Origin of the sequence: Neobacillus niacini, assembly GCF_030817695.1 — a bacterium.
Taxonomy (GTDB): Bacteria; Bacillota; Bacilli; order Bacillales; family Cytobacillaceae; genus Neobacillus; species Neobacillus niacini_F.
Genome location: NZ_JAUSZQ010000002.1, coordinates 2,572,430 through 2,585,075 on the forward strand (window position 1 = coordinate 2,572,430; position 12,646 = coordinate 2,585,075).

General features: G+C 35.9%; 11 protein-coding genes and 1 pseudogene. All 12 read left to right on the forward strand.

Features of this window, described 5'->3' with window-relative positions; all coding sequences use genetic code 11:
- Positions 1-22: 22 nt before the first annotated feature.
- On the forward strand, positions 23-535 hold the full coding sequence (locus QFZ28_RS13280; RefSeq protein ID WP_307195064.1) for a TRAP transporter small permease subunit: 513 nt from the start codon (positions 23-25) through the stop codon (positions 533-535).
- On the forward strand, positions 526-1,827 hold the full coding sequence (locus QFZ28_RS13285) for a TRAP transporter large permease (RefSeq protein ID WP_307195065.1): 1,302 nt from the start codon (positions 526-528) through the stop codon (positions 1,825-1,827). Before QFZ28_RS13280 ends, QFZ28_RS13285 begins: the two co-directional genes overlap by 10 nt.
- Before the next feature lie 588 nt (positions 1,828-2,415).
- A pseudogene (locus QFZ28_RS13290) lies at positions 2,416-2,817 on the forward strand (aromatic-ring-hydroxylating dioxygenase subunit beta); the annotation flags it as partial.
- 55 nt (positions 2,818-2,872) lie between these two features.
- Complete coding sequence (locus tag QFZ28_RS13295) at positions 2,873-3,640, forward strand: SDR family NAD(P)-dependent oxidoreductase (RefSeq protein ID WP_307195066.1); 768 nt, start codon at positions 2,873-2,875, stop codon at positions 3,638-3,640.
- 60 nt (positions 3,641-3,700) lie between these two features.
- Positions 3,701-4,540 carry an alpha/beta fold hydrolase gene (locus QFZ28_RS13300; protein WP_307195067.1) on the forward strand — a complete coding sequence of 280 codons (840 nt, stop codon included), beginning with the start codon at positions 3,701-3,703 and terminating at the stop codon, positions 4,538-4,540.
- Between the two features lie 42 nt (positions 4,541-4,582).
- Complete coding sequence (locus tag QFZ28_RS13305; RefSeq protein WP_307195068.1) at positions 4,583-5,467, forward strand: VOC family protein; 885 nt, start codon at positions 4,583-4,585, stop codon at positions 5,465-5,467.
- Between the two features lie 268 nt (positions 5,468-5,735).
- Positions 5,736-7,241, forward strand: coding sequence for a class I adenylate-forming enzyme family protein (locus QFZ28_RS13310; protein ID WP_307195069.1), 1,506 nt, complete (start codon positions 5,736-5,738; stop codon positions 7,239-7,241).
- 36 nt (positions 7,242-7,277) lie between these two features.
- Positions 7,278-7,727 (forward strand): VOC family protein, encoded by a 450-nt coding sequence (locus QFZ28_RS13315; protein ID WP_307195070.1) that lies wholly within the window; start codon positions 7,278-7,280, stop codon positions 7,725-7,727.
- A gap of 60 nt (positions 7,728-7,787) precedes the next feature.
- Positions 7,788-8,489 (forward strand): acetate--CoA ligase family protein, encoded by a 702-nt coding sequence (locus QFZ28_RS13320; protein ID WP_307197023.1) that lies wholly within the window; start codon positions 7,788-7,790, stop codon positions 8,487-8,489.
- 16 nt (positions 8,490-8,505) lie between these two features.
- The gene (locus QFZ28_RS13325) at positions 8,506-9,966 is read left to right on the forward strand and encodes an acetate--CoA ligase family protein (RefSeq protein ID WP_307195071.1); all 1,461 of its coding nucleotides are present in this window, start codon (positions 8,506-8,508) and stop codon (positions 9,964-9,966) included.
- Between the two features lie 29 nt (positions 9,967-9,995).
- The gene (locus QFZ28_RS13330) at positions 9,996-11,144 is read left to right on the forward strand and encodes an acyl-CoA dehydrogenase family protein (RefSeq protein ID WP_307195072.1); all 1,149 of its coding nucleotides are present in this window, start codon (positions 9,996-9,998) and stop codon (positions 11,142-11,144) included.
- A gap of 30 nt (positions 11,145-11,174) precedes the next feature.
- The gene (locus QFZ28_RS13335) at positions 11,175-12,563 is read left to right on the forward strand and encodes an MFS transporter (protein ID WP_307195073.1); all 1,389 of its coding nucleotides are present in this window, start codon (positions 11,175-11,177) and stop codon (positions 12,561-12,563) included.
- Positions 12,564-12,646 lie beyond the last annotated feature (83 nt).

Below are 12,646 nucleotides of genomic sequence, written 5' to 3' on the forward strand. Positions count from 1 at the left end.
TTTGCAAGTTTTTCAAAAAATAGTGGATACTATCTCGAATATTTCGAAGTGGATTGCACTTACTGCGATTATGATTATGATGTTGTTTATTATGGCCGCAGTTACAAGTAGGGCATTTCATAATCCAATCATTGGTGATTTCGAAGTGGTTCAGTTGGCAATGGTCGTGACAATTATGTTTGGTTTAGGTTATACCCAATCACAGGATGCTCATGTTAAGATAGGTCTAATTGTTGATCGGCTTCCAGCCCGTTTTCAATCCTTCATTGATGTCATCGCTTATTTAATGACATTTGTCGTTTGCATGGCGATTACTTATGTATTTTGGGGTGTTGCAATGAAGAATATGTTGGATACCGTTATCTCCTCAGAACTAATGCGTATTCCGCATTATCCATTTAATTTTATAGTTGCAATTGGTTTTTTCATTTGGGGACTTGAAGCTTTATTGAGGTTTATTCTCTCAATTAATAAAACATTTAAAAGGAGTGTACCTGAGGTAAAGGAAGAAGAGGTGAACACACAATGGATTTAGAAATAATAGCACTTATCGTTTTACTCGCTATGTTTGTTCTAATGTTTTTAAAGATTCCTATTGCGATTTCAATGGCAGTTCCTGCATTTGTTGGAATTCTCTATTTAAGGGATTGGACCGTATTAAAATCAGTTATTGAAACAGTTGTTTGGAAACATAGCTATAGTTATACCTTATCAACAATCCCACTGTTTGTATTGATGGGGGAAATTCTTTTTGTGACAGGCATAAGCAGTTCATTATTTGAGACTTTTAGAACTTGGGTTGGAAGGCTAAAGGGAGGCTTGGCAGTCGCAACCATTGGTTCATCTGCACTTTTTGCTGCAGCTTCTGGTTCAAGCTTGGCTAATACTGGAACAATGGGTGTCATCGCTTCCAAAGAAATGACTAAAGCTGGTTATAGTAAGTCCCTTGCAGGAGGCTCTATCATTGCCGGCGGAAGTTTGGGCATGCTAATTCCACCAAGTACCATGTTTATTATTTATGGAATGATGACTGAAACCTCGATTGGTAAACTTTTAATTGCAGGTATCATTCCTGGAATTGTGCTTAGCCTTTTATATGTAATTACTGTCTATGTATCTATTTTAATCAACCCAAGCCTTGCTCCTAGAGGAAAAGGAAGCAGTTGGAAGGAAAAATTCTACTCTTTGAGGCATACAGGCTGGATTTTACTATTATTTTTAATTGTAATTGGTGGTATGTACATTGGGTTGTTTAGCCCAACGGAAGCAGCAGGTGTCGGAGCATTTTTTGCATTAATCATTGCATTATTGATAAGAAAGCTTACGTGGCAAAATTTCATTGAGTCGTTATCAAGAACATTGAAAACAACAGGTTTTATCTTTGCTATAATGTTAGCAGCTTTTTTGTTTAACTATTTATTAACCATTACACGACTCCCACAAGCATTAGCAGGATTTTTCACAGATTTGAACATGTCTCCATTTGCCCTTTTCTTGTTGATCGTCTTCATGTATCTCATTCTCGGAGCTATAATGGATACAATGGCCATGATTGTCATAACTGTTCCTATTATTATGCCGTTGATTCAAGCGATGGGCTTTGATTTAGTATGGTTTGGCGTATTTATAATTCTTGTAGTTGAAATGGCAATGATGTCTCCTCCAGTAGGAATGTTATGCTTCGTCTTAGATGGTGTTGCCCCTGATTTAAAAATAGAAAATATTTTTAAAGGAGCCATACGATTTATGATTCCAATCCTTGTATTAGTTATGCTGTTGTACTTTGTTCCAGAAATTGCGACGTTTTTGCCAGATAATATGAGGTAACCAAAATATTAACCATTTAATTTTTTAAGGGGAAAAGGTGTGGGCAGACAAGGTGTTGTTATCGGGTCAGCCTTGTATTCAATTGATTTTTTTGCATTCTTTTGGAAAAATATAACAACAACTTGCGGAATATTATTAATAATTATAGTATTCCGCTTTTTTATGCAAGTTGACTGCTACATTAAATGCATAATCTAGTCTCCCTAATTGATCTACAACTCTAGTAAGCAATTTTTTGTGTCTATCTCTTTAGTAACATCTGTTTTGATACCAATAAACCGCTCACCAAGTATATGTTCGCTATCTTGTAGTCCCTTATTTATGTCCGCATCATAAACAAAGGCTCCTTTCTTAATTAATTACTACGATTTTCGAAAAATTATTTTGTGAAGTATTGACAGTAAATTTTGAATGTTATAAAATTTGTATAAAGATAACGTATACCGACATACGATAATCGGTTCCAGAAAGGTATAATTCAATCGAAAAAAAGGGGGTATATTATTGGCCAGAATAATTACAAGAACTGAAATAGAAGATTTTTTATTTTTTGAAGCGAGTTTATTAGATGAGTGAAAATTTGAAGAATGGGCATCGCTATTTACAAATGATGCAAATTATCTTGTTCCGCCAACAGACAAACTTGATGCAGATCACCACGAAGAACTTTTTATGATTTCAGACAACTATGAAAGAATTGTTCAAAGAGCAAAAAGGTTATTTAAAAGAGAAGCACATGTTGAATATCCTCATTCTAGGACTCGTCATACTACTAGTAATGTAAGAATTGAAAATAGGGAAAATGAAGTCATCGACGTTACCTGCGATTTTATTACATACCGCTCGAAGCGAGAAAAGTTAGATTCATTTATTGGAAGGATCGATTACAAGCTGGTTGAGCAGAATGGTGAACTAAAAATAAAACAAAAGCGTGTATTGTTGGACTTAGATTCATTAAGGCCACAAGGGAAGGTAAGTATAGTTTTATGAAAACCTTTACTTCAGAAAACTGTAGAAATCTTACCATAGAAAGGGGGTGTATTGGATGAATAATAATCAATTATTAGCAGGGAAAGTTGCTGTAGTTACAGGAGCAGCTAAAGGGATTGGCTTTGAGCTCGCTTTGGATTTAGCAAAAAATGGTGCAAATATATTAATTGCAGATGTGTTGGAAACCGAGGCTAAATTAGCTTGTGAAAAATTAACTGAAGCTACAAATTGTCAATCAACATATTATATTGGTGATTTGAGTATTGAAGAGCATAACATTCAAATGATTTCTAAGGCACTAGATACATGGGGAAAAGTGGATATCCTTGTAAACAATGCAGGTGGGGGCGTTATATTACCCTTTTTGGAACAAACTCCTGAAACATTAAAACAAACGATTGACCGTAATTTATGGACGACACTTTGGGCTTGTCGCACGGTTTTACCACATATGATTGAACGCAAATTTGGAAAAATCATAAATATTGGTGCCGACTCTGTAAGAAATGGCTTGCATAACCATGCTGCCTATAATGCAGCAAAGGGTGGAGTCCATGCCCTAACTACTGGACTCGCTCGAGAATTTGCAGGTTACAATATAACCGTTAACACTGTTGCGCCATGTATGGTTGCAACTGAACGGGTAAAAGAGAAAATGAAAGCTCCTAATCAAGACATGGAAGAATTCCTTAAAGTAATACCATTAGGAAGACCAGCAGAAATGTCTGAAGTTGCTTCTATGGTTAGCTATTTAGCTTCAGATAATGCGTCGTTTATAACGGGACAAGTAATTAGTGTAAATGGTGGAAGTACGATGTTGTAATTTTAATTATTTAATAGATTTATAGATTAATAAAATTAATGCCTGAACGGGGGAGAAAAAATGTCTGATTTAAAAGAAGCATATGTAAAAACAGGTAACTTTTCGACACATTATTGGGAGCAAGGTGAAGGACATCCTGTCATTATGATCCACGGTGGGGGAGCAGGAGCCGATGGTTATGGGAACTTCAAAAAAAACTTGCCGATTTTTGCTAATGCAGGTTTTCGTGCTATTGCTTATGATATAGTCGGTTTTGGAAAGAGCGATAAACCTGATCCGAAGGAATTCGATTATACTTATGAGGCAAGGGCAAAGCAGTTGATTGATTTTATAGATGCTTTAGATTTAGAACCAGTCACATTGATTGGAAATTCAATGGGTGGAGGTACTTCTTTAGTAGCTACCCTAAAATCTCCGGAAAAAGTTAAGAGATTAATCCTTATGGGTTCGGCTGGGCATAGAAGACCACAGACTCAGGAAGAAATACAAAAATCAAATGCCAGAAATGCACTTTATAATTTTAAACAAACAAAGGACGGTATGAGAAATTTAATAAGCGGTTTAACAAATGATGCCTTTGAACTTGATGAAGATTATCTAGATTATCGATTTGAAATTACTCAATTACCTGGAACGATGGAAGCATATAGGGCAACAATGAAAAATTTAACAGAATTAGGATTATATCTTGAGAAAGAACAACTTGAAGCGATAAAACAAAATACACTTTTTGTTCATGGGAAAAAAGACAAAATGGTTCCTATTAGCCATTCATATGAGATGTTTGAGCATATAGAAAACTCACGTCTTTATGCAATTTCCAATTGTGGTCATTGGGCAATGTTAGAGTATCCAGAAGAATTTAGTAAAGTTTGTATTGACTTTATTAACGAATTTTAATAATTTTTCAAAACCCTAAATTTATCATCACAGGAGGAAACAATGATTAGATACAAAAAGTTAGGTTATGTTGCTTTAAATGTAACAGATATTGAAAAGTCTGCTCAATTTTATGAGGAAGTTGTTGGTCTCCAATTAGTAGAACGCGTGGAAAATGGACCAGTGTTTTTTAGATGCAGCCGCGATCATCACAACATTGTTCTATATTCCGGTGATGAACCTGGCCTTAGAAGAATAGGGTTAGAAGTGGAAGACCCAGAACAATTGGATATTGCATATAACTATTTAAAAGAACAAGGTTTAGATCCGATTGAATTGGATGTCAAAGAACGTCGGGAACTAAAACAAGATCGAACGTTTCGTATTGAAGACCCAGTAGTTGGGGTAACATATGAGTTTTATTCAGATATTACTCAAGTTGCAGAAGAGTTTAAACCGACGGTTACTAATATAGCCCGCTTAGGACATGTTGTTCTCAATGTAGTTGAATTCGATGAAGTATTGAAATTCATGACTGAGACGCTTAACTTTAAGCAATCCGACCGTGTAGGGGAAAGAGTAGTATTTTTGAGATGTTTCCCTAATCCTTATCATCATTCTTTTGCGATTGGCAGGTCTAATAAAAATTCATTGCACCATGTGAATTTTATGGTAACAGATATTGATGATGTTGGTAAAGCGCGCAATCGACTGAATAACTATGAAACGCCGATAGTATTCGGTCCCGGTAAACATGATCCATCAGGAAGTATCTTTTTATATTTCTTAGATCCGGATGAGATGACGCTTGAATACAGCTTTGGTATGGAAGAATTTCCTGAGGAAAAGCATCGTAAGGCTCGTTTATTGGATAATTCTCTTCCTATTATTGATACATGGGGCGGAAGACCGGATCCGAAAATGGCTAAAGTAGGGAAGCTCAATTAACCTAAGTTTTTATCAAGGAAATAACTCATTTTTATTGATAGGTTTGTCTAGTTGATTCTTGAATCTGTATAAATCTATCATAAAATGATAGATTAACTAACTGGTTATATTGAGTTTCTTTAAAGTTAACAGATAGGAAAGTAAAACGGAGTATCGTCCTACAGTCAAATGAGTTGTTTTGCTACTTGTTACTATTGACTGCTTATGGAGATACTCTTTTTAATTTTGTGAAATAAATGGAAAAACGAATGTTATGGGGGGAGATATTGTGCTGATTGGTGATTTATTACAATTGAAAGCAGAACAGCAGCCTGACCATCCATTTTTATTATTAGATGAGGATACGTATACATATATGGAATTTAACCAAAAAGTGAACCAGTGCGTAACCTTTTTACAAGAAAAATATTATATAAAAAAAGGGACTCATGTTTGTGTAGCCCTTCCTAACGGTATCGATTTTTTATTGATGTTTTTTGCTGTTGCTAAATTAGGGGCAATTCTAATCCCGGTTAATCCAAAATTTAACGCTGATTTACTATCCTATATTATCTCTCAAAGTGAAAGCTCACTGTTTGTCCACCAAAAAGATATTGATACTTCGAATACTGTTTTGGGTGTCAAAAGTTTAGCTATTGATAATGGTCAGCTTTTAAATTTCATTCGCGACATGCCGGAAGCGGAGCGGTTCGAAGAGGATCTTCATTCTTATGAAACGTTCAGTATTATTTATACGTCTGGTACAACTAGCAGACCAAAGGGAGTAGTGAGTACTCATAAAACCTATATAGCAGCCGGGAAAGATATGGTTGATGCACTTCAGATTTCTAAGGATGAAATTACCTATCTATTTTTACCATTGTTTCATGCTAATCCGCAATTTTATGGGATTATGTCTGCATTGGTGGCTGGAAATACACTTTTAATAGATAAAAAGTTTTCAGCAAGGGAATTTTGGAACAAAGTTCGAAAGCAGAGCTTTTCAATCTTTACCTATGTCGGAACAGTGCTATCTATATTAGCTAAAACATCCCCAACAGAAATGATTCCAAGTATGGTTCGAGGTGTAGGTGGAGGGGCACCAGCAGAGGTTTGGACACATTTACAGACAAAATGCGGACTAACAATCCATGAACTTTACGGGATGTCAGAAACAGGGGGTTTCGTAACAATAAATTCATGTGAAGAGTGGAAATTTGATAGTGTTGGAAAAGCAAGAGAGTGTGTAGAGGTTGCCATTTTAAATGAAAACGACCAAATTTGTTCTATCGATGAGGTTGGTGAAATTGCGGTCCGGCCAAAAGAGCCTTTTGTTTTATTTAATGGTTATTATAATGATACTGAAAAAACATTAGAAGCAATGTCAAATCTCTGGTTTCATACAGGTGACACTGGCTGGATAGATAATGAAGGCTATCTGCATTTTAAAGGGAGAATAAAGGATATTATTAGAAAAAAGGGAGAAAATATTTCTCCTTCCTATATAGAAGAAGTTTACCAAAGAATTCCTGCCATTAAAGAATCTGTATGTATTGGTATCCCAGATAATATGGTTGGGGAAGAGATAAAATTATGTGTTGTTATGGAGGAAAATAATTATCAACCTAATGAATTACATGAGTGGGGCAAACAACATCTTCCTGAAGAAATGATCCCGAGATATTTTGAGAGAATGGATCAGTTTCCAAAGACATCAACGGAGAAAGTTGAAAAACATAAACTGAAATACATTAATGCTCAGGTTATTGATATAAAAAATAGTATTTTAAATTAAATATTCGGTTCCTAAATAAATAGAGGTGATGATAAAGTGAACGGATTAAAAGTGGATCATATCACGATTGCTGTTAAAGATTTACCAAAAGCCAAGCAATTATTTACTATGCTTTTTAATGGTGAATTTATTAAAGAGATAGAATTAGAGGAACAAAATGCACGGGCAGCCTATTACTTATGGAATGATATAGTGATTGGGCTGGAGACTCCTTTAAGTGATTCAGGGGACATCTATCGCTTCCTCGAAAGAAAGGGGGAAGGGGTTCATCATATTGCTCTTAATACAAATAAATTAAGCAGTATTAGTGATGAATTAACTGAACTTGGTGTGAAAATCATTGGTGAACAGGAAAAGGATAGGGTGAAAAGAGAAGCATTCACCCATCCTAAGACGTCTTTGGGAGTTCTTCTCCAATTAATGGAATGGGAAGAGCCTTATAAGAGTTCTTTGGAGAAAAGGTTAGAGATACTAGGAGAAGAATAACAAATGATTTAGAGAGTATGGGTATACTATATCAACTCTAGGAGGTATAAAGTGGAGGCAATGCAAACGGTTGGTTCAATTATTAAGAATGTAAAAAATGAAAATAGAAAAACATTAACTGAAATCGAGTCGAAAGAAATCCTAAATGAAATCGGTATAGCAACACCTAGATTTGAATTAGCGACAACTGCTGATGAAGCAGTATTGTTTGCAGACAAACTTGGGTATCCTGTTGTATTAAAAATTGTATCACCGGAAATTACACACAAATCTGATGCAAACGGGGTAATGCTTAATTTATTATCCGCAAATGAAGTAAAGAATGCTTTCAGTAAAATCATAAATAATGCATTTAAATACGATGAATCAGCACGAGTATTAGGTGTATCTGTCCAAACGATGATTAAAAAGGGAACTGAAGTAATTATTGGGATGAAACGTGATGAAAATTTTGGTCCCGTATTATTGTTTGGATTAGGTGGGATTTTTGTAGAGTTATTGAAGGATGTATCCCTAAAGGTATTGCCGCTTGATGATGTGGATATTGATAAAATGTTTGCGGAAATTAAAGGCGGAAAAATACTCAATGGCTACAGAAATTCGAAACCTGCCGATTTGGAGGAATTAAAGCAAATTATTAAGAAAGTGGCTCAATTATCTTCTGAATATCCAGAAATTTTTGAATTGGAGTTAAACCCGGTATTAGTTCAGGAAAAAGATAAGGGTGCGATTGCATTAGATGCGCGTATTATACTTCAATAATAAGGATGTGAAATAGATGAGTAATTATAGTGTAATAAATAAATTAATAAATCCTAAATCCATTGCCATAGTAGGGGCTTCGAATAACACAAATAAACATGGGGGCAGAATTATCGCCCATTTGTTAAAACATCATTATCCAGGAGAGATATACCCAATTAATCCGAAAGAAACAGAAATTCAAGGTTTTACATGTTATAAATCCTTAGACGAGGTACCTTTTAATATTGATTTAGTGTGTTTTTTAATCTCTCCTAATTATTTAATGGATGGATTGCGTTCATGTGCAAATAAGAAAATTAAGATGGTAATGATCCATTCTTCTGGGTTTGCAGAAATAGGTGAAGATGGTGCCCAAATCCAAAAGGAGATTGTACAATACGCTAGCGAAAATGGGATTAGAATTTGTGGACCAAATACAATTGGTGTTGCGAATGTAAATAATCATGTTTTTGCAAGTTTTAGTATGTCGATGATGACAGATGTAGTACCAATGAATGGTACCATTTCCTATATAACGCAAAGCGGAGCAGTCGGCGGTGCGATGTTAAGCCAAGGCTGGGAAAAACACATCGGGATCAATAATTGGATAAGTTCAGGCAATGAGGCAGATTTAGATACAGCAGATTTTATTGACTACTTAGCTGAGGATAAGATGACAAAAACCATATGTGTTTTTCTCGAAGGCGTAAAAGATGGCAGGAGGTTTATCGATGCCTTAGCTCATGCAGCAAATCAAAAAAAACCATTAGTTATGTATAAAAATGGTCGAAGTGAAGTAAGTCAAAAATCTGTACAGTCACATACTGGTGTACTTGCTGGTAATTATGATGTATATGAAGCCGTTTTTAATCAATTTGGCGTCATTAATGCAGTCGACTTAGACGACCTTTTTGACTATGCAATTGCTTTGGACTCCCTTACTCACATCAAGGGAAAAGGGGTAGGAGTTATCTCATCGTCAGGTGGAGCTTGCACACTAATAACAGACAACTGTATTAAACATGGATTAGAAGTACCGGATATTACAAATGTAAGTAAACAAAAGTTAATGGATATTGTACCAGATTTTAGCACACCTCAAAACCCGTTTGACACAACAGCCCAAATTTTAAGTGACCCAGACTCATTTAAACAAAGTTTAAAAATATTGATTGATGATAGCAATCTTGACGTGATCGTAGTTATGCTAACGACTTTAGGCGGTGATTTAGCGAGTAAAATAGCAGATGATATTATTGAACTTTCAAAGAAAACAAAAAAACCTATCATTGTAGCTTGGACTATAGCAGAATCACTGGCAAAGGAAGGAATGGATAAACTTCGGAAGGCAAAGGTTCCACTTTATCCGAGTGGGGAAAGAGCAATAAAAGCATTGGCTGCCACAGTTAAATATAGCTCTTTTCAAAGTGAATGGGAAAAGAAGAAAGATAATTATAATGCCTGTTTATTTTCAGAAAAAATCATTACTATCTAAGTGGGTTTATTCAGGAAAGGAGGGGCATTTTGAATTTATCATTAACAGAGGAACAGCTTAGCTTAAGGACAATTATCAAGGATTATACAAAAAACTGCATCGTACCCACCGCTGATGAAAGGGATCGTGCGGATGTCTATCCAGTGGATATCATTAAAGACATGGCTAAATTAGGTTATACAACCTTAACTGTTCCGCAACAATTTCGAGGCGAAGGCCGTTCTAAAGTAGATCTCTGTATATTAATGGAGGAAGTAGCATATGGGTGCGCAGCAACAGCTATTTCCTTAATAACCATTTTCCAAGCACAAACGATGCTGTTAACGTTCGGTAATGAAAAGGTGAAGCAAGAATACCTTCCTATGTTTCGAGACGGGCTTGTTGCATCTTATTCATTAACGGAAGCCGCCCGTGGCTCTGATATCCGTTCAGTGGATACGAAAGCAGTAAAAAAAGGGGATAAGTGGGTAATCAATGGAAAGAAAACATTTATTACGAGTGGTTCAGCGGTAGAATTTTTTATATTGCTTGCAGAAACGGATAAGGGTGTTTCTATTTTCGCAGTGGACCGAAATCTTCCAGGAATTACGATTGAAACTGGAGAATATTCACAAACCTTTGGGTTGAGGAATGGACCGCACATGGATGCCTATTTTACGGATGTCATTCTCCCGGATTATTGCTTGATAGGCGTAGAAGGAAAAGGGGTAAAGCAGGCTGTAACTGTGCTGAATAATAGCAGAACTGCAGCAGCAGCTATTAGTGTTGGAATCGCTCGTGCTGCCTATGAAAATAGTTTGCATTGGGCAGCAAATCGGTTGGCGTTTGACCAAAAGGTAATCGATTTTCAAGGTATTCAATGGATGTTTACCGATATGTTAACAAATATTAATGCTGCAAGACTATTAACTTATCAAGCTGCATTCCTTCTTGACGAAGGTAACCCAGCAATAACAGAGGCTAGTCAAGCTAAACTGTTTGCTGGTCAAATGGCGACAAAGGTTTGTACGGATGCTATTCAAATTTGTGGCGCTTATGGAACAACGGTAAACGCCCCTTTTGGAAGGTATTTAAGAGACGCTAAGGCATACGAAATTGCAGGTGGCAGTAATGAAATCCTACGTAACTCAATCGGTAAAGAAATAACAAAAGAATTTTTTAAGAAACAAGTGGTTTGATTTATTCAGAATCTGGGAGTGTAAATAACAATGAATGAAAACAATACTTTAGCTGATGGTTCATTAAAAAAAGAAAAGTTAGTTATACTCCTATTAGCTTTTAGCTCAATCCATGTTATAACCAATACAGCGATGTTTACCCTTGCCTTACCTCAAGTAATGGAACAGTTTGCCATCGAAACAGCAGGTGCTTCCTGGATTATTACTGGGTATACCATTGTACTTGCTGTTTCTACTCTTGCATTCACGAGGTTGGCAGATTATTTGTCACCTCGATTTTTATTAATATTTGGAATCATGTGTTTTGGTATTTTTTCTATCGTAGGATTCTTTAGCCATTCTTTTTGGATGTTAATAGCAGCGCGATTGCTTCAGGCGGCTGGTGCTGGTTCGATATCTGGGGTAGCGTTAATATCTGTTTCACGATATGTACACCCTAAAAAACGAGGGAAAGCAGTGGCAATAATTTTAGCTGCCAACTCCCTTGGACTTGGATTAGGTCCAGTCATAGGAGGAGTTATCACGACTTACATTGGTTGGAGTTACCTATTTTTAGTAACTAGTCTGGTGCTATTATCTGTACCCGTTTTCTATTTGTATTTGCCGAAAGCTCCTCCCAAAAAGATATCACTCGACTTTCTCAGCGCTGGATTAATTGCGGGAGGGTCGGTTACGACACTTTTATTTATTACAAAATACAATTTTTGGGCATTGATTGCGAGTATAATTATTTTTTATTCCTTTTGGAGAAGGATAAAACATTTCAATAATCCATTTGTTCAGCCTGAGCTTTTTAGTAATAAGCGCTTTATTACTTTAGTTATGATTAATGTCATTCCTTATATGAATAGTATGGCGATTTTATTCTTATTTCCGCAATTTCTTATTCGGGAAGTAGGCTTAACAGCAGCTGCAGCGGGATTTATTATCCTCCCAGGGGCATTAATGACGGTTTTAACTGCTAGAATAATAGGCAGTTGGATTGATAAACATGGTATTTCCCTTATTCTGAAAACTTCCCCATGGGTAATATTACTAGGTCTATTATTAATCGGCTTATTTGGCTATCGTTCGATTTTTACATTATTAATTTTATATATTTTTGTGAGCGTAAGTGCAACATCCCTATATACCAGTGCTACGAATGAAATAGCTAATATTCTTCCAAAAGAACAGCTGGCTGCTGGGACAGGATTATTGCTATTAGCTAAAATTTTAAGTGGTGCGATAAGTGTCGGGATTATTAGTAGTGCATTAATGTTGCAGCAAGACTTAACCCTTACCCAAGCAACTTCTAATATTTTTATTGGGATGGGGTTTTCTATGGGAATTGGAATATTATTTTCTTTACTCTATCTAAAATTAAAACACAGCAGGGAAACACTTCAGGTAGAGATGGGAGTAAATAAAAAAGTTTAAATTTGCAGTTAAACTTAGGCTTGTACCCCTCAGATGGATTATGCTCGACATTCATCCATCTGAGTAATTTTTTTGATCAGCGA